The 17886-nt window shown below is 66.3% G+C and carries 18 protein-coding genes; 11 read left to right on the top strand and 7 right to left on the bottom strand.

Features of this window, described 5'->3' with window-relative positions:
• Positions 1-107 precede the first annotated feature (107 nt).
• Positions 108-1061, top strand: coding sequence for a thioredoxin-disulfide reductase (gene trxB / locus PIJ50_RS09000; RefSeq protein WP_271974562.1), 954 nt, complete (start codon positions 108-110; stop codon positions 1059-1061).
• Between the two features lie 117 nt (positions 1062-1178).
• Complete coding sequence (locus PIJ50_RS08995; protein ID WP_271974560.1) at positions 1179-2261, top strand: Hint domain-containing protein; 1083 nt, start codon at positions 1179-1181, stop codon at positions 2259-2261.
• Positions 2262-2302: 41 nt separating this feature from the next.
• Here PIJ50_RS08995 and PIJ50_RS08990 read toward each other — a convergent pair whose 3' ends face one another.
• The gene (locus PIJ50_RS08990; protein WP_271974559.1) at positions 2303-2518 is read right to left on the bottom strand and encodes a DUF1150 family protein; all 216 of its coding nucleotides are present in this window, start codon (positions 2516-2518) and stop codon (positions 2303-2305) included.
• Positions 2515-2946 carry an Hsp20 family protein gene (locus PIJ50_RS08985; protein WP_271974558.1) on the bottom strand — a complete coding sequence of 144 codons (432 nt, stop codon included), beginning with the start codon at positions 2944-2946 and terminating at the stop codon, positions 2515-2517. The genes PIJ50_RS08990 and PIJ50_RS08985 overlap by 4 nt, the downstream gene beginning before the upstream one ends.
• A 169-nt stretch (positions 2947-3115) precedes the next feature.
• Here PIJ50_RS08985 and PIJ50_RS08980 point away from each other — a divergent pair, with 169 nt between their 5' ends.
• From PIJ50_RS08980 to PIJ50_RS08960, 5 genes are read left to right on the top strand one after another with little or no spacing between them, the layout of a single operon-like run.
• On the top strand, positions 3116-3334 hold the full coding sequence (locus tag PIJ50_RS08980; protein WP_271974557.1) for a YdcH family protein: 219 nt from the start codon (positions 3116-3118) through the stop codon (positions 3332-3334).
• A 60-nt stretch (positions 3335-3394) separates the two neighbouring features.
• Complete coding sequence (gene purE / locus PIJ50_RS08975; protein WP_271974555.1) at positions 3395-3877, top strand: 5-(carboxyamino)imidazole ribonucleotide mutase; 483 nt, start codon at positions 3395-3397, stop codon at positions 3875-3877.
• Entirely contained in the window at positions 3874-4941 is a 1068-nt protein-coding gene (locus PIJ50_RS08970) for a 5-(carboxyamino)imidazole ribonucleotide synthase (RefSeq protein ID WP_271974553.1), read from the top strand. The genes purE and PIJ50_RS08970 overlap by 4 nt, the downstream gene beginning before the upstream one ends.
• A 58-nt stretch (positions 4942-4999) precedes the next feature.
• Positions 5000-7018, top strand: a complete 2019-nt coding sequence (locus PIJ50_RS08965) for a M3 family metallopeptidase (RefSeq protein WP_442900721.1) — start codon at positions 5000-5002, stop codon at positions 7016-7018.
• Positions 7015-7290: an Rdx family protein gene (locus tag PIJ50_RS08960; protein ID WP_271974550.1), complete on the top strand. Its 276-nt coding sequence runs from the start codon at positions 7015-7017 to the stop codon at positions 7288-7290. The genes PIJ50_RS08965 and PIJ50_RS08960 overlap by 4 nt, the downstream gene beginning before the upstream one ends.
• A gap of 56 nt (positions 7291-7346) precedes the next feature.
• Here the strand turns inward: PIJ50_RS08960 and betC are convergent, their stop codons facing one another.
• The 3 genes from betC to ettA all read right to left on the bottom strand — a co-directional run bounded on the left by betC (position 7347) and on the right by ettA (position 10984).
• On the bottom strand, positions 7347-8843 hold the full coding sequence (gene betC, locus PIJ50_RS08955) for a choline-sulfatase (protein ID WP_271974548.1): 1497 nt from the start codon (positions 8841-8843) through the stop codon (positions 7347-7349).
• Positions 8844-8943: 100 nt separating this feature from the next.
• Positions 8944-9150 carry a cold-shock protein gene (locus PIJ50_RS08950; RefSeq protein WP_271974546.1) on the bottom strand — a complete coding sequence of 69 codons (207 nt, stop codon included), beginning with the start codon at positions 9148-9150 and terminating at the stop codon, positions 8944-8946.
• A gap of 178 nt (positions 9151-9328) precedes the next feature.
• Complete coding sequence (gene ettA / locus PIJ50_RS08945; RefSeq protein WP_271974544.1) at positions 9329-10984, bottom strand: energy-dependent translational throttle protein EttA; 1656 nt, start codon at positions 10982-10984, stop codon at positions 9329-9331.
• Positions 10985-11119: 135 nt separating this feature from the next.
• On the opposite strand from ettA, the gene PIJ50_RS08940 reads away from it, so the two are divergent.
• On the top strand, positions 11120-11677 hold the full coding sequence (locus PIJ50_RS08940) for a nicotinate-nucleotide adenylyltransferase (protein ID WP_442900726.1): 558 nt from the start codon (positions 11120-11122) through the stop codon (positions 11675-11677).
• 33 nt (positions 11678-11710) lie between these two features.
• Complete coding sequence (gene dacB, locus PIJ50_RS08935) at positions 11711-13150, top strand: D-alanyl-D-alanine carboxypeptidase/D-alanyl-D-alanine endopeptidase (protein WP_271974542.1); 1440 nt, start codon at positions 11711-11713, stop codon at positions 13148-13150.
• On the opposite strand, the gene PIJ50_RS08930 is transcribed toward dacB, so the two are convergent.
• Complete coding sequence (locus tag PIJ50_RS08930; protein WP_271974541.1) at positions 13141-13569, bottom strand: tellurite resistance TerB family protein; 429 nt, start codon at positions 13567-13569, stop codon at positions 13141-13143. The two genes, dacB and PIJ50_RS08930, sit on opposite strands and share 10 nt — an antisense overlap.
• Positions 13570-13668: 99 nt before the next feature.
• On the opposite strand from PIJ50_RS08930, the gene PIJ50_RS08925 reads away from it, so the two are divergent.
• Together PIJ50_RS08925 and PIJ50_RS08920 are read left to right on the top strand one after the other, a co-directional pair.
• Positions 13669-15246, top strand: coding sequence for a lysine--tRNA ligase (locus PIJ50_RS08925; RefSeq protein WP_271974539.1), 1578 nt, complete (start codon positions 13669-13671; stop codon positions 15244-15246).
• Between the two features lie 87 nt (positions 15247-15333).
• Positions 15334-17616 (top strand): glycosyl hydrolase family 28-related protein, encoded by a 2283-nt coding sequence (locus PIJ50_RS08920; RefSeq protein WP_271974537.1) that lies wholly within the window; start codon positions 15334-15336, stop codon positions 17614-17616.
• 121 nt (positions 17617-17737) lie between these two features.
• Here the strand turns inward: PIJ50_RS08920 and PIJ50_RS08915 are convergent, their stop codons facing one another.
• The gene (locus PIJ50_RS08915) at positions 17738-17866 is read right to left on the bottom strand and encodes a hypothetical protein (RefSeq protein ID WP_271974535.1); all 129 of its coding nucleotides are present in this window, start codon (positions 17864-17866) and stop codon (positions 17738-17740) included.
• Between the last annotated feature and the right edge of the window lie 20 nt (positions 17867-17886).

Genomic DNA, 17886 nt, shown 5'->3' with positions numbered 1-17886 from the left:
TACAAGCGGCGCGTGCCGTGCGCAATATTCTGTCGCGCCCCCGGCGGGGGTTTTCGCCTGTCGGCGGCTCGCCTATATCGGGCCAGCATCATCGAAAGGGCATCCTCATGGCCGAAACGCGGCACAGCAAGGTTCTGATCATCGGTTCGGGACCGGCGGGGTATACGGCGGCCGTCTACGCGGCGCGGGCCATGCTGAAACCGATCCTGGTCCAAGGCCTTCAGCCCGGCGGCCAGCTGACCATCACCACCGAGGTGGAGAACTGGCCCGGCGACACGCATGTGCAGGGCCCGGACCTGATGGTGCGGATGGAAGAGCATGCCCGCGCCATGGGGGCGGAGATCATCACCGACTACATCACCGATCTGGACCTGTCGAAGCGGCCCTTCACGGCCTCGGCCGACAGCGGCACGACCTTCACCGCCGATGCCGTGATTCTGGCGACAGGGGCGCAGGCGAAATGGCTGGGCCTTCCCAGCGAGGAAAAGTTCAAGGGCTTCGGCGTGTCGGCCTGCGCCACCTGCGACGGCTTCTTCTATCGCGGGAAGGAGGTCGTGGTGATCGGCGGTGGCAACACGGCGGTCGAGGAAGCGCTGTTCCTGACCAACTTCGCCAGCAAGGTGACCCTGATCCACCGCCGCGACACGCTGCGGGCCGAAAAAATTCTTCAGGACCGTCTTTTCAATCATCCCAAGGTTGAGCTAGCTTGGCATTCGGTGGTTGAGGAGGTTGTGGGGACCGAAGGGCCGCTGGGCGTGACGGGTGTTCGGGTCCGGGACGTGCGCGACGGGGCGGAGCGGGTGATTCCCTGCGACGGTTTCTTCGTGGCAATCGGCCATTCCCCGGCGTCCGAACTGGTCAGGGATCAGCTGGAGCTGCATTCTGACGGATATGTGAAGGTGGAAGCCGGCGGAACGAAGACATCGATTCCGGGGGTGTTCGCGGCGGGGGACTTGACGGATCACGTCTACCGTCAGGCCATCACAAGCGCCGGAATGGGCTGCATGGCGGCCCTGGACGCCGAAAGATGGCTGGCCGGGATCGATACCGCCCACTTTTAGTAAAATGCAACATTTTACAATTGCTTCATAAAGACATGAAAAGGGCCAAGGTCGGCCCTTTTTAAGCTATAGAAGTTAGCCATTCGCTAATCCGTAACGCTTTTACGGAGACGAGTGATGTGGTTCTGGAATCCCGGCTGCGGGAATGCGGGTCAGACGGCAACCGACACCCCCAGCTGGGGGTGGTACAACGGGGACACGTGGCCGGATGGCTTCGGCGGCGGTCTTGATTATTTCGAGGCCAAGCGGGGCGAAGGCCTCAAGATCGACGCGGGCAGAAGCTATACCGACCTTGCGTTCCATGACGGCAACCGCGACGGCCAGCTGACCGAGCAGAACCAGTACGGCTTCTTCCCGCGCGACACCACGAATGGCGACCGGATCGAGATCGACGGCGAGTCGAAGAAGCTGGACGAGATCTACGCCTATCGCGACAGCACGCTGGAGATCGACGGCGTGCCGACCAAGGTCACGGCCTATGTCTTCCTGATGACCGACAAGTCTTACATGGTCCGGATCGCCGACGGGGACATTCCGGAAGGCGCGACGCCCGGTTCGTTCGGCGACCTGACGCTGGGCAAGTACGCGCTGGTGAACCTCCTGGACACGAAGGCGCCCATCGGCAGCTTCGACCAGCCGCTGATGCCGTGCTTCACCGCCGGCACCCTGATCGACACGCCCGAAGGCCCTCGCAAGGTCGAGGATCTGCGCGCCGGCGATCTGGTTCTCACGCTGGACAACGGCGCGCAGCCGCTGCGCTGGGTCGGTGGACGCACCATTCCGGGGCAAGGCGCCATGGCACCGGTCTGCTTCGCGGCGGGAACGCTGGGCAACGAGGCGGAGCTTCGCGTCTCCCCCCAGCACCGCATGCTCGTGGAAGGCTGGCGCGCCGAGTTGATGAGCGGCGAGACGCAGGTGCTGGCCGCGGCCAAGCACATGGTCAACGACGGGACGATCCGTCAGGTGCCGTGCGATTCCGTGACCTATGTCCACATCATGTTCGACCAGCACCAGATCGTGCGCTCGGGTGGCGTGTGGACGGAAAGCTTCCATCCGGGCCAGCACGGCGTGTCCGTGCTAAACGCCCAGTGGGATGAGATCGTGGCCATCTTCCCCGAACTGGCCGACGGTCCGAACGCCTATGGCCCGACCGCGCGGACCTGCCTGAAGGCATGGGAAGTGCAGGCGGTCCTAGCCTGAGCCATCACGAAAAAGGCCCCCGGTTCGGGGGCCTTTTGCCATCAGTGCACGTTCACCGGCGCAAGGTCGTTCTGCAGCGCAAGCTGGAAGGCCATGTGCCGGTTGCGCACCAGCGCCAGCTGTTCGCCGTCCGCGCTGTGCAGTGCGTAAAGCGTGTCGAGGCCTTCGGCCTGGTCCTGCACGTCCTGCGGAAGTTCGGCCACAAGCACCGGCCGGACATAGACCAGACGATCGCCGGGCGATTGGGGGGTGTTCATTTGGACTCTCCTTCGGCTTTGGCGGCGGTGCGAATGGGAATGGTCTGGACGATGGTGTCCGGAACCGTGCGGCGCAGATCGACATGCAGCAGGCCGTGATCCAGATCGGCGCCCGCCACCTCCACCCCTTCGGCTAGAACGAAGCTGCGCTGGAAGGCGCGCCCCGCGATGCCGCGGTGCAGGAAGACGCGGCGGTCCTGATCCTCGGGCTGGCGGCCCCGGATCACCAGCTGGCGATCCTCCACCGTGATGGACAGGTCCGCCTCGCGGAAGCCGGCCACGGCCAGCGTGATGCGATAGGCGTTCTCGGCCACGGCCTCAATGTTGAAGGGGGGATACCCTTCGGTCTTGGATGTGCGCTCCACCAGCCGTTCCAGCTGCTCGAAGCCCAGAAGATGGGGATGTGCCCCGAAGCTCAGTTTCGTCATGTCTTTTGCCCTTGCTGGAAGCGACAAATCGCAAAGGCCCGTCCGGCGCCTTCACTGACAATATGGGATGCGGGGCACAGGGGCGCAAGTCTTGGCCCCGATGCGAAAAATCCCGCGCATTTCACGGCGCCATCGGATAGATTGGACGCACCACAGCCCCGAGTTTGCCATGAACGCCCCAACCGAACTGAAACAGGAAGATGTGCTGCGGATCCGCGTGGAGGTGCTGCGGCGTGAGCACCGGGATCTGGACGACGCGATCCTTGCGCTGGAAACCCAGCCCGCGCCCGATCCCCTGCAGTTGCGGCGCCTGAAGAAGCGCAAGCTGGCCCTGAAGGACGAGATCACGCGGATCGAGGACGACCTGATCCCCGACATCATCGCCTGACGCCATTGCGGGCGGGCGGCACCGCTGTATGATGCGCGCTTTCAGCAACGGGGGATCGCCATGGGCGTGGAAGTCGGTATCATCATGGGAAGCCAGTCGGACTGGCCGACGATGAAGGAGGCGGCCACGATTCTGGACGAACTCGGCATCTCGTACGAGGCGAAGATCGTCTCGGCCCACCGGACGCCGGACCGTTTGTGGACCTATGGCAAGGAGGCGGCGGACCGTGGCCTGAAGGTCATCATCGCGGGCGCGGGCGGGGCGGCGCATCTGCCGGGCATGATGGCGTCCAAGACGCGGGTGCCGGTGGTGGGCGTCCCCGTCCAGACAAAGGCACTGTCGGGCGTGGACAGCCTGTATTCCATCGTGCAGATGCCCAAGGGCTTTCCCGTGGCGACCATGGCCATCGGGGCGGCGGGCGCGGCCAATGCGGGGCTGATGGCGGCCGGGATCCTGGCGATCCACGATCCGGCGCTGGCGCAGCGGCTGGACGCCTGGCGCGAGGCGCTGTCCGCCTCCATCCCCGAGGAGCCGCAGGAATGACCCTTCAACCCGGCGGCATCATCGGCATTCTGGGCGGCGGGCAACTGGGCCGCATGCTGGCGGTGGCGGCCAGCCGCCTTGGCTTTCGCACCCACATCTTCGAACCGGCGGCGAACCCGCCCGCGGCGGATGTGGCCTATGCGCTGACAACCGCAAGCTATGACGATCACGCTGCGCTGCGCGCCTTTGCCGAGGCCGTGGACGTCATCACTTATGAATTCGAGAACGTTCCCACGGCCGCGCTGGACGTGCTGGAGGCCGTGCGGCCGATCCGTCCGAACCGCCGGGCGCTGGCCACCAGCCAGGACCGGCTGGTGGAAAAGGACTTCCTGTCCTCTCTTGGCCTGAAGGTGGCGCCCTATCACGCGGTGAACGGCCCGGCCGATCTGGCCGCCGCCCTTGACGCCGTGGGCACGCCCGCCATCCTGAAGACCACCCGCTTTGGCTATGACGGCAAGGGGCAGGTCCGGATCATGGCGCCCGAGGAGGCGGAGGCCGCACTGGCCGCCATGAACGGCGCGCCCGCCGTGCTGGAAGGCTTCGTGACCTTCAGCCACGAGGTGTCGGTCATCGCCGCCCGCGGTCTGGACGGGGCCGTGTCGGCCTACGACCCGGGCGAGAACGTGCACCGCGACGGCATCCTGCACACCACCACGATCCCGGCGCGGCTGACGCCGAACCGCCGGTCGGACGCAGTGCTGATGGCGGCGCAGATCCTGAACGCGCTGGATTACGTCGGCGTCATGGGGGTGGAGCTGTTCGTGACCGCCGACGGGTTGATCGTGAACGAGATCGCGCCGCGGGTCCACAACTCGGGCCACTGGACGCAGAACGGCTGTGCCGTGGACCAGTTCGAGCAGCACATCCGCGCCGTGGCGGGCTGGCCCCTGGGCGATGGCGGGCGGCATTCGGACGTGGTGATGGAGAACCTGATCGGGGACGACATCGGGCGCGTGCCCGACATCGCGGCGGAACGCGGGGCGGCGCTGCATCTCTATGGCAAGACCGAGGCGCGGCCGGGGCGCAAGATGGGCCATGTGAACCGGGTCACGCAGGGCGCATGACCGGGGGGCTGGCGGTTCCCGCCCGCGCTGACTAGCTTCATGGGCAAAGGAGATGCCCATGACCGCCCACGCGAACCCGCTTCTTTCCGACTGGACCGGCCCCTTCGGCCTGCCCCCCTTCGACGCGATCCGGGACGGGGATTTTGGCCCCGCCTTCGACGCCGCCATGGCCGAGGCGCGGGCCAACATCGCCCGCATCGCGACGGACCCGGCCCCTCCGACCTTTGCCAACACCATCGAGGCGCTGGAACTGGCTGAAGGGGCGCTGGACCGGGTGGGGGGCGTCTTCTACACCCTGGCGGGGGCGGACAGCACCGACGCGCGCGAGGATCTTCAACGCGATCTGGCGCCGAAGATGTCGGCCTTTTCGTCCGAGATCATCAACAACCGCGCGCTGTTCCTGCGGATCGACACGCTGTGGCAATCCCGCGACCGGTTGGACCTGGGGGCCGAGGAGGCGCGCGTTCTGGACCTGTATCACCGCATGTTCGTGCGGGCGGGTGCGCAACTGGCCGGGCCGGAGGCGGAGCGGCTGACGGCCGTGAAGGCGCGGCTGGCCGTGCTGGGCACGCGGTTCAGCCAGAACCTTCTGGCCGAGGAGCGGGACTGGTTCCGCGACCTGTCGGCGGACGATCTGGCGGGCCTTCCGGACTTCGTGGTGGAAACGGCGGCCGCCGCCGCCGCGGAGCGTGGCCGCGAAGGGCATGTGCTGACGCTGAACCGATCGCTCATCGTGCCGTTCCTGCAATTTTCCCCGAACCGCGCGTTGCGCCGCATCGCCTATGAGGCGTGGACGGCGCGGGGCGCCAATGGCAACGCGGCCGACAACCGCGCCATCGCGGCCGAGATCCTCTCCCTGCGGCAGGAACGGGCGACGCTGCTGGGATATCCCAGCTTCGCCGCCTACAAGCTGGAGCCGGAAATGGCGAAGACGCCGGACGCGGTGCGCGACCTTCTGATGCGCGTCTGGCAGCCCGCGCGGGACAAGGCCGAGGCCGACGCCGCGGTGCTGGCCCGGATGATGCACGAGGGTGGCATCAACGGCGATCTGGAGCCGTGGGACTGGCGCTATTATTCGGAAAAGCGCCGGAAGGCGGAGCATGATCTGGATGAGGCGGCGATCAAGCCGTACTTCTCGCTGGAAGCGATGATCGAGGCGTCGTTCGACGTGGCGCACCGCCTGTTCGGGCTGGAGTTCCGGGCGCTGGACGTGCCGCTGTATCACCCCGACGCGCGGGCGTGGGAGGTGACGCGGGACGGCCGGCACATCGCCGTCTTTATCGGCGACTATTTCGCGCGAGCGTCCAAGCGGTCGGGCGCGTGGTGCACGGCGATGCGCACGCAGCGCAAGCTGGGCGGGGCGCAGGCCCCGATCGTGATGAACGTGTGCAACTTCGCCAAGGGCAACCCCAGCCTTCTGTCCTATGACGACGCGCGCACGCTGTTCCACGAATTCGGCCACGCGCTGCACCAGATGCTGTCGGACGTGACCTATGGCTTCATCTCGGGCACCTCCGTCGCGCGGGACTTCGTGGAACTGCCGAGCCAGCTTTACGAACACTGGCTGGAGGTGCCGGAGGTTCTGGCCAAACACGCCCGCCACTACCGCACGGGCGAGGCGATGCCGCAGGACCTGATGAGCCGGCTTCTGGCGGCGGGCACCTATGATCAGGCGTTCGCGACGGTGGAATACGTCTCCTCGGCCATGGTGGATCTGGCGTTCCACGAAGGTCCCGCGCCTGCCGATCCCATGGCCCGGCAGGCGGAGGTTCTGGGCGAACTGGGCATGCCGAAGCCGATCCGGATGCGCCACGCGACGCCGCATTTCAGCCATGTCTTCTCGGGCGACGGCTATTCGTCGGGCTATTACAGCTACATGTGGTCAGAGGTGATGGACGCCGACGCCTTTGCCGCCTTCACCGAGGCGGGGGATGCCTTCGATCCCGAAACCGCGCGGAAGCTGGAGACGCACATCCTGTCCGCCGGTGGCTCGCAAGAGGCGGAAGCGCTCTACACCGCGTTCCGTGGCCGGATGCCGGGGGTGGAGCCGCTGTTGAAGGGAAGGGGGCTGGCATGACCGGCCCCGCCATCACCTTCACCTATTGCACGCAATGCAACTGGATGCTGCGCACCGCCTGGATGGCGCAGGAGCTGTTGCAGAGCTTCGGGCAGGACATCGGGTCGGTGACGCTGGTGCCGGGCACGGGCGGGATCTTCACCATCACGCTGGACGGGGATCTGGTCTGGGACCGCAAGCGCGACGGCGGCTTTCCCGACAGCAAGGCGCTGAAGCAGTTGGTGCGCGACCGGGTGTGGCCCGACCGCGATCTGGGCCACGTGGACCGATAAGGGGAAGGGCGGGCGGCGGGGGCATCGAACCCCCGCCGCCCGCGCTGCCGCCCGCCTTATTCGCCGCGTGGGAAGCGCTTGCTGGTTTCCAGCACGTTCAGGTCCATGTGGTTGCGCATGTAGGCCTCGGACGCCTTCTTCAGGGGCTGGTAGTCCCAGGGGTAGTAGCCGCCCTGGCGCAGCGCCTCGTACACGATCCAGCGGCGGGCCTGGCTTTCACGGACCTGCGCGTCGTACTGGGAAAGGTTCCAGCGGTGGTCGGCCTGATCGCGCAGGCGGGCCAGCGTGTCGGCATGAGCCGGATCCTCGGCCAGGTTCGTCCGCTCACCCGGATCGGTGACAAGATCGTAGAGCTGTTCGGGATCGGCGTCGCAGCGGATGTATTTCCAGCGGCCGTCTCGGACAGCGACCAACGGCGCGATGCTGCCTTCGGCCGCATATTCCATCGGGACGGGTTGGCGCGCTTCGCCTTGCGCGATCGGCAGAAGGGTCGTGCCGTCGGTCCAAGGCATGATCTCGGCCATGGAGATGCCGGCGAGGTCGCAGAGCGTGGGCGTCACGTCGATGGTGGAGACGGGCGTGTCGACCCGGCCCTTTCCGATCCCCGCGATCATCAGCGGCACGCGGGCAGAGCCTTCGAAGAAGTTCATCTTGAACCACAACCCCCGGTCGCCCAGCATGTCGCCGTGGTCCGAGGTGAAGACGATGATCGCCTCCTGCCGCGTCGCCTCCAGCACGTCCAGGATCTCGCCGATCTTGTCGTCTACATAGGAGATGTTGGCGAAATAGCCGCGGCGGGCGCGGCGGATCATGTCATCCGTGATCGTGGCGTTGTTCGTGTCGCAGGCGTCCCACAGGCGTTGGGAATGGGGGTCCATCGCGTCGTAGGGGATCGTTTCGGGCGGTTCGGTCTGGGGGCAGTTTTCGTACAGGTCCCAATATTTCCGGCGCGCGACATAGGGGTCATGCGGGTGGGTGAAGCTGACGGTCAGGCACCACGGGCGCGGATCGTGCCCGCGCGACAGGTCGTAGAGCTTCTGCGTGGCCTGATGCGCCACGTCGTCGTCGTATTCCAGCTGGTTCGTGATCTCCGCCACTCCGGCGCCCGAAACGGAGCCGAGGTTGTGATACCACCAGTCGATCCGTTCGCCCGGCTTGCGGTAGTCCGGGGTCCAGCCGAAATCGGCCGGGTAGATGTCGGTGGTCAACCGTTCCTCCAACCCGTGCATCTGGTCGGGGCCGACGAAATGCATCTTGCCCGACAGGCAGGTCTGGTAGCCCGCACGGCGCAGGTGGTGGGCATAGGTGGGGATGTCGGAGGCGAATTCAGCCGCGTTGTCGTAGACGCGGGTGCGTGACGGCAGCTGGCCCGACATGAAGCTGGCCCGTGCCGGTGCGCAGAGGGGCGATCCTGTGTAGGTGTTCGTAAACCGCACGGACCGTTCGGCCAGCCGCTTCAGGTTCGGGGCGTGCAGGAAATCGGCCGGACCGTCGGGAAACAGCGTTCCGTTCAGCTGGTCGACCATCAGGATCAGGATATTGGGACGCGACATGAAACCTCCGGGGTCGGACGGCCGGCTGTGTCGCATGCTGTGCCCGGTGCCGCAAGGACCGGGAAGGGGAAAGGCGCGGCCGAAGCCGCGCCCCCAAATCTCAGGCGAGCTGGATGTTGACCGCGGATTCGCGGCCGTCACGGCTGGCTTCGACGTCGAAGGTCACGGCCTGACCATCATCCAGCGAGCGGATGCCAGCGCGCTCCAGCGCGGTGATGTGGACGAACACGTCCTTGCTTCCGCCTTCGGGGGCAATGAAGCCGAATCCCTTGGTGGCGTTGAACCATTTCACGGTGCCTTTGGCCATCGTGAGTGTCTCCTGTTCCGGGACCGTCCGCGTCATGCGACGGCGTGGCTAAGTCAGAGCAAGATCGAATCGCTGTGGCCGCAAAGGACAGGTCGATAAAGGGTAACGTCGCACACACAACGCTAGCACGAAAAATCCATCGCGCAAGCGTCGTGTGCCGGCGAAGCCGGGGTTAGCGTTAACGCGTGAACTTCTTGTGTTTCACGCGCTTGGGGTTCACCGCGTCGGGGCCCAGACGGCGGATCTTGTCCTTTTCGTAATCCTCGAAGTTGCCTTCGAAGAATTCGACATGGGCGTCACCCTCGAAGGCCAGAATGTGCGTGCACAGACGGTCGAGGAAGAAGCGGTCGTGGCTGATGATGACGGCGCAGCCGGCGAAGTTCTCGATGGCGGCTTCCAGCGCCTGCAGCGTTTCCACGTCCAGGTCGTTGGTCGGTTCATCGAGCAGGAGGACGTTTCCGCCCGACTTCAGCAGCTTGGCCAAGTGCACGCGGTTGCGTTCCCCGCCCGACAGCAGGCCCACCTTCTTCTGCTGGTCCGTGCCCTTGAAGTTGAACGACCCTACATAGTTGCGCGAGTTCACCTGCGCGTCGCCCAGTTCGATGATCTCGGCCCCGCCGGAGATTTCCTCCCACACGTTGGCCTCGGGGTTCAGCGAATCGCGCGACTGGTCCACGAAGGCCAGCTTCACGGTGTCGCCCAGCGTGACGGTGCCGGAATCGGGCTGTTCCTGCCCCACCAGCATCTTGAACAGGGTGGACTTGCCCGCGCCGTTCGGACCGATCACGCCGATGATGCCGCCGGGGGGCAGCATGAAGGAGAGGTTCTCGATCAGCTGCTTGTCGCCCATGGCTTTCGACAGGTTCTCGACCTCGATCACCTTGCCGCCCAGACGGGGGCCGTGGGGGATGACGATCTGCGCGCGGCCGACCAGATCCTTCACCGATTCATCGGCCAGCTTGTTGTAGGCCGAGATGCGGGCCTTGGATTTCGCCTGACGAGCCTTGGCGCCGGCGCGGATCCATTCCAGCTCCTTCTCCAGCACCTTCTGCTTGGACTTGTCCTCGCGCGCTTCCTGCGCCACGCGCTTGGCCTTGGCTTCCAGCCACGAGGAGTAGTTCCCCTCGTGCGGCAGGCCGCGGCCCCGCTCCAGCTCCAGGATCCAGGACGTGATGTCGTCCAGGAAGTAGCGGTCGTGGGTGACCGTCAGGATGGTGCCCTTGTATTCAATCAGGTGCTTTTGCAGCCAAGCGATCGTTTCGGCATCGAGGTGGTTGGTCGGTTCGTCCAGGAGCAGCATGTCCGGCTCTTCCAGCAGCAGCTTGCAGAGCGCGACACGGCGGCGTTCCCCGCCCGACAGGGTGGACACGTCGGCATCGTCCGGCGGGCAGCGCAGGGCTTCCATCGCGATGTCGACCGTGTTGTCCAGTTCCCAAAGGTTCTGGGCGTCGATCTGGTCCTGAAGGGCGGCCATCTCCTCGGCGGTCTCGTCCGAGTAGTTCATCGCCAGTTCGTTGTAGCGGTCCAGGATGGCGCGCTTGGCCGCGACGCCTTCCATGACGTTGGCGCGGACGTTCAGCGCCTCGTCCAGTTGCGGTTCCTGCGGAAGATAGCCGACGCGGGCGTCCTTGGCGGCCCATGCCTCGCCCTGGAAGTCCTTGTCGAGGCCGGCCATGACCTTCAGCAGCGTGGATTTCCCCGCGCCGTTGACGCCGACGACGCCGATCTTCACGCCCGGCAGGAAGTTCAGGTGGATGTTCTCGAACACCTTCTTGCCGCCGGGATAGGTCTTGGAGACGCCCTCCATGTGGTAGACGAATTGGTACGAGGCCATGGGCTGTGTTCCATCTTTCGGGGATTTGGCCGTCTACATAGCGATAATGCTGGACAAGGGCAATGTGGGGGTGGTTTCTGGCCGCCGGACAACGGGAGGGGCGTCTTGCAGGGCTGGCCAGTGGCGCGCAGGGGGATGGTGGTCGGGCTGCTGGGGGGATCGTTCGATCCGGCCCATGCGGGGCATGTCCACATCACGATGGAAGCGATGAAGCGGTTCGGTCTGGACCGGGTATGGTGGCTGGTCAGTCCGGGCAACCCCTTGAAGGCCAAGGGCCCCCGCCCGATGCAGGAACGCTTGGACCGGTCGCGCGCCCTGATGCGCCATCCCCGCGTGGCGGTCACGGACCTTGAGGCGCGGCTGGGCACGCGCCACACCGCCCAGACCCTGCGGGCCCTTCGCCGGCGCTATCCGGGGGTGCGGTTCGTGTGGCTGATGGGGGCCGACAACCTCGTGCAGTTCCATCGCTGGGACGACTGGCGCTGGATCATGAAGACGGTGCCGATCGGGGTCCTGGCGCGTCCGGGGTGGGGCGTGCAGGGACGGCTGGGGCGCGCGGCCCGCGCCTTCGGCAACTGCCGCACCGCGCCGGAGCGGTTGGGCCATGCGGACGCGCCCGCCTGGGCCTTCGCGGACCTGCCGATGGTGGACGTCTCCTCCACCGCGATCCGGGCGCGTGGCGAATGGGGCTAGCGCGGAAACACTGGCTTGGATAGCGTCCGACACATGATCTCCAGACGTTTCATCATGGGCGGTTTGGCCGCCATCGCCGCGGTGCCCGGATGTGCCGGCGCCCCCGCTGTATCCCCCCGTCCGCCGGTCCGCCTGACCAGCACCGGCGCGGCCGAGGCGCTGATCGCGCGGTCGGGCGTGTCGGGCAACGTGGCCTTCGTGGTGGCCGACGCCTCGGGCCGGGTGCTGGACAGCCGGGGCGGGGACGCGACCCTGCCGCCAGCATCGACCACAAAGGCGATCACCGCGCTTTATGCGCTGGACCGGCTGGGCCCGGGGTTCCGCTACGCGACCTCGCTGATGGCCTCGGGGCCGGTGTCGGGCGGCGTGGTGCAGGGGGACCTGTGGCTGGTGGGCTCGGGCGATCCGACGCTGGACACGGACGCGCTGGACGCGCTGGCGGCGCAGCTGGCCGCGCGCGGCGTGCGCGGGGTGACGGGACGGTTCATGGCCTATGGCGGTGCGCTGCCGCTGGTGCCGCAGATCGACCCGCAGCAGCCGGTGGGCGCGAACTACAACGCCGCCATTTCGGGTCTGAACCTGAACTTCAACCGCGTGTATTTCCGCTGGGGCGCGGGGGGGGCGGGGGCCAGCCTTGATGCACGGTCGGGGCGCGTGGTGCCGCCGGTGACGATGTCGCGCATCCGCGTGGTGGGCCGGACCAGCCCTGCCTACACCTATTCGTCCGGGCAGGGGGTGGACAACTGGACAGTGGCTTCGGGCGCGCTGGGCCGCGGGGGCAACCGCTGGCTGCCGGTGCGCCATCCCGACGATTACACGGCCGAGGTGTTCCGCTGGCTGGCCGCGCGCCACGGTGTCGCGCTGCCGCAGCCGGTGGTCACCCGTTCGGCCCCGTCCGGGACGGCGCTGGCCACCCATGCGAGCGGCCCGCTGACCGAGATTCTGGCGGACATGCTGGAATATTCCAACAACATGTCGGCCGAGGCTGTGGGGCTGACCGCTTCGCGCCAAGGGTCGCTGGCGGCCTCGGGCGCAGCGATGAGCCAGTGGGCCGCGGCCAAGTATGGCGTGGCGATGGACCTGCGCGACCATTCGGGCCTGTCGGGCCGGTCGCGCGTGGCCCCGGCGCAGATGGTGCACGCGCTGGCGCTGGCGCAGGCGGATCCGAACGGGCGCTACCTGCGCGGCCTGATGAAGAACGAGGGGCTGTTCGACGCCAACGGGCGCGAAACGCTGTCGGACGCGATCCGCATCAAGGGCAAGACCGGCACGCTCAACTTCGCGTCGGGGTTGGTGGGCTATGTCAGCGCGGGCGGGGTAGAGCGTGTCTTCGCCATCTATTGCGCCGACCTGTCCCGGCGCGAAGGGCTGGAGTCCGACGAGGAAGCCCGCCCCGTCGGCGGCGCCGCATGGACGCGCAACGCGCGGATCCTGCAAAGCCGCCTGATCGAGGCGTGGGTCGCTCAGGCCTGAAGGCGGGCGTGGCGGGCGCGGGCGCCGCGCTCGATCGCGGCGGCGTGCAGGCGGTCGAGGCGCAGTTCCTCGCGGATCTCCTCCAAGAGGCGCAGTTCGGTCTGATACAGGCGGCCGTCGGCGGCGGCGACGTCGCAGGCCAAGGCATAGGCCGTCTCATGCAGGCGTTCGTCCAGCGCGGTGCGCACCAGGGCGAACAGCGCGTCCAGCCCGTCCTCCTCGTTGAACAGGTCGAACACGACGCGGGCGACGTTGCCCAGACGGTCGATGTCGTATTCGGCAAAAACCGGCAGATGGTTCAGCATCTGCTGGATCGCCACCAGTTCGGACGTTTCCACCGCCCCGTGCGAGGCGGAAACGGCGATCATCAGCGCCAGAAGCGCATCGGGCTGCGAAAGGGAGGGGATGGTGTCGTCCATGGTCGTGTCCTTCTTTTGTCCCAGATTATTGACGCGCAGGGGTGGCGGCAATAGACCACGCGCAGCGGCAGGGTGCCGCGCAACAAGGGAGATGTGCCCATGACGGCCCTTCAGGACGCCGCGATGAATTCCAAAGCCTGGCCTTTCGAGGAGGCCCGCCGGATTCTGAAACGCGTTGGCGGCAAGGTGCCCGAAAAGGGATACGTCCTGTTCGAGACGGGCTACGGCCCTTCGGGTCTGCCCCATATCGGCACCTTCGGCGAGGTGGCGCGCACCACCATGATCCGCCGCGCCTTCGAGGCGATCTGCGACATCCCCACGCGCCTGATCTGCTTTTCGGACGATCTGGACGGGATGCGCAAGGTGCCCGACAACGTCCCCGAGCAGGAGATGCTGCGCGAGAACATCCAGCGGCCGCTGACCTCGGTCCCCGATCCGTTCGGGGAATATGACAGCTTCGGCGGCCACAACAACGCCATGCTGCGCCGGTTCCTGGACACGTTCGGGTTCGAGTACGAGTTCTATTCGGCGACCGACTTCTACAAGTCCGGGCGGTTTGACGCGGTGCTGCTGCGCGCGGTGGAGCGGTACGATGATCTGATGAAGGTGATGCTGGCCTCGCTTCGCGAAGAACGCAGCGCGACCTATTCCATCTTCCTGCCGATCAGCCCCAAGACCGGCCGGGTCCTGTATGTCCCGATCCGCGACGTGAACGCCAAGGACGGCACCATCACCTTCGACGACGAGGACGGGACCGAGACAACGCTGCCCGTCACCGGCGGCAATGTGAAGCTGCAATGGAAGCCTGATTTCGGCGCCCGCTGGGCCGCGCTGGACGTGGACTTCGAGATGTACGGCAAGGACCATTCCACCAACACGCCGATCTATGACCGGATCTGCGAGATCCTTGGCGGAAAGAAGCCCGAGCACTTCACGTATGAGCTGTTCCTGGACGAGAACGGAGAGAAGATCTCCAAGTCCAAGGGAAACGGGCTGACCATCGACGAATGGCTGACCTATGCCAGCACGGAGTCGCTGTCCTACTTTATGTATCTGAAGCCCAAGACGGCGAAGCGGATGCATTTCGACGTGATCCCGAAGGCGGTGGACGAATACCACCAGCAGTTGCGCGCCTTTGCCACGCAGGACGAGGCCAAGCGCGTCGACAACCCGGTCTGGCACATCCACAGCGGCAATCCGCCGGAATCGAAGATGGTGGTGCCCTTCGCGATGCTGCTGAACCTTGCGTCCGTGTCGGCGGCGAAGGACAAGGCGGGGCTGTGGGGCTTCATCAGGCGCTACGCGCCCGACGCCTCGCCCGAGGGGAACCCGGATCTGGATCAGGCGGCGGAATTCGCGGTCCGCTACTTCAACGACTTCGTGGCCCCCAAGCGCCAGTTCCGCCTGCCGACCGAGCAGGAGCGTACGGCGATGGAGGATCTGCTGGCCCGCCTGAAGACGTGGGACGGCCCGATGGAGGACGAGGCGTTGCAGACCATGGTCTTCGCTGTCGGCAAGGAGCACGGGTTCGAGCCGCTGCGCGACTGGTTCAAGGCGCTGTACGAGGTGCTGCTGGGTGCGTCGGAAGGGCCGCGTTTCGGCGGGTTCATCGCGCTCTATGGCGTGGACGAAACGGTCGCCCTGATCGAGTCCGCCCTGCGCGGCGAGCTGGCCTGACGTTGCGCCCCTCCGCACGGTGGTGTCGGGGGGGCTTAACCGCCCGTTGATACTCCTGCCCGCAACTCAAGCGAGGCGAGGATTTCGATGAACAAGGCGATTACCGACGGTCTGGTGTTGATGCCGCCCGCCTTCTCCCAAGGGCTGAGCCTTTGGTCGCGGGCGGACGGGGAGCCGGGGCAGGCCAGCTATGCCGGGCAGGCGAACGCGGCCTATGTCCCCTCGGACCAGGATTTCGCCGGCTGCATGGAGCTTCTGAAGCAGGAAACGACGCAAAAGCTGCGGTGCTTCCAGTCGATCCCGTTCCAGCCGGGCCTGTACCTGCGCGTGACGGCGCGCATCAAGGCCATCAGCGGCACCTTCCCCACGGTGCGGATCGCCGCCTGGGCGGGTGACGCCAAGGGCAAGGCCGTGAGCGTTCCGCTGACGGGGCCGGAAGTCACGCTCAAATCCTATGGGCAGGTGGTGGAGGTGACGGCCATCATCGGGTCGGGCAACCGCAAGGGCGTGGACATGGTCTGGGGCACGGCCCCGGTCTATTCCCACCTTGGCCTTGACCTGACGGGCCCGAACGGCGGCGTGGTGCGGATCGACGACATCGTGGTGGAGGATGTGACCTCCGTCTTCCTGCGCGACATGCTGGGCATGGTGGACGTGCGCGATTACGGCGCGCTGGGCGACGGGGTCACCGACGACCGGGCCGCCTTCCTGGCCGCCGACGCTGCCACCAACGGCCAGCGGCTGTTCGTGTCGCCCGGGACCTATTACATCGCCTCGCACCTGACCCTGAACAGCCGCGTGCGCTTCGAAGGCATGCTGAAGATGCCCGACGCCATGCGTCTGGCCTGCACGCACAACTTCGATCTGGACACCTACGCCGCGGCGTTCGGCGGCGAATACCAAGGCTTCCGCAAGGCGCTTCAGGCGCTGTTCCATTTCACTAACCACGTGTCGCTGGACCTGTCGGGCCGCATCGTTGACATTCCCGAACCCGTGGACGTGGCCGCCCTGTCGGGCCTTGCCAACTTCGAGCAGCGGCGCGTGCTGACCAACGGCCAGCTGAACGCGGTGCAGAGCGCGAGCTGGACGACGGGCGTCGTCACCTCGGTCGCGACCTACAGCACCTCCAACCCCTACCGCCTGACGGATGTGGCGAACGTGGCCAGCATCGCCGTCGGATCGCATGTCCGCGGCCCCGGCATCCCGCGCGAGATATACGTGAAGTCGGTGGACGTGGGCGCGGGCACGGTGGAGCTGAACCTGCCGCCGGGCGCCACGGTCGGCACGCGCACGCTGACCTTCTCGCGGTTCAAGTACATGCTCGACTTCTCGGGTTTCTCCAAGTTCTCGAAGTTCGAGATCACGGACGTGGAGATGCAATGCAACGGCTATTGCAGCGCGATCATGCTGCAACCGGCGGGCACCATCTTCCGGCTGGCCCACAGCGTCATCAACAAGCCGCTGGACCGGGGCATCACCTCCATCGGGACGGGCTGCCAGGGGCTGATCCTGGACGAGAACCAGTTCCTGTCGAACGAACAGGCCGTCAACGCGGGCGACCGGACCTCCATCGCGCTGAACATCAACGCCAACGACGTGAAGCTGCGCGACAACCGCGTGGTGCGGTTCGCCCATTTCGTGGTGGCCCACGGGTCGGGCCACATCTTCATCGGCAACCACTTCTTCCAGGGGGACGGGGAAACCTCTGTGCGCCGCGCCGGCGTCGTGATGACCGAGATGAACTGCAAGACGCTGTTCACCGGCAACTATGTCGACAACTGCTTCCTTGAATGGACGAACGAGCATGATGTCGCGCCGGAATTCGCCTCGGAATTCTCCTATGGCGGGCTGACCATCACGGGCAACATCTTCATGGCCAGCGGGGTGCTGCCCTCGTTCCGCTGGCTGGTGGTCACGCCCCGAGGCGCCGGCCATTTCATCAACGGGCTGAGCGTGATGGGCAACGCGTTCCGGACGGTCAACGCGGCGGTGGACCGGGTGGACATGGCGGACGAGACCTATGCGACGCTGAACCACAGCCGGTTCCGCAACACGGTGTTCCTGTCCAACACCTTCAACGGGGTGACGCAAGCCACCTTCAGCCCCGTGACGGTGGAGCATGCGCAGAACACCGCCTCGGCCACGTGGACGGTGGATTCGGGCGGGTTCCTGCCCTTCGGGGGGTATGCGCGGAACGTGACGGCGGTGATCGCCAAGGGCGCCATCACCGACAGTTCAGGCCGCACCCAGCTGCCCGCCCCCTGGACCGAAGCCGAGCAGGGATCGGCCAAAACGGCGGTAAACCTGCGCTGGATGCAGGCGGTCAAGGGTGTGGCACAGGTGACCCTGCGCTGCGACAATCCGACCTGACCGTTCCTTTCCGGAAGCGGGTCACACGATGTTCGGTGCCCGCTTGGGCACCGCCGTGGGCGACGGTACCGTCCTTGCGGATCGCAGCAAAGGCCACCAGCCCCTCCGATGACGTGTCGCTTTAACCCGACGGCCGATTGCCCTTGCCGTTGGACGCCAGCAGTTCACGCCCCTCGGCCGGCTTGTAGTTGCCGCTGAACTTGTCGGCTGACACGTCCGCCAGGAAATAGTTCGGGTTCGAATGGGCCATGTCGCTACTGGACGCGCACG

This window comes from Falsirhodobacter sp. 20TX0035, assembly GCF_028307215.1.
Classification (GTDB): Bacteria; Pseudomonadota; Alphaproteobacteria; order Rhodobacterales; family Rhodobacteraceae; genus Falsirhodobacter.
This window is presented reverse-complemented; position numbering and strand designations above follow the sequence as displayed.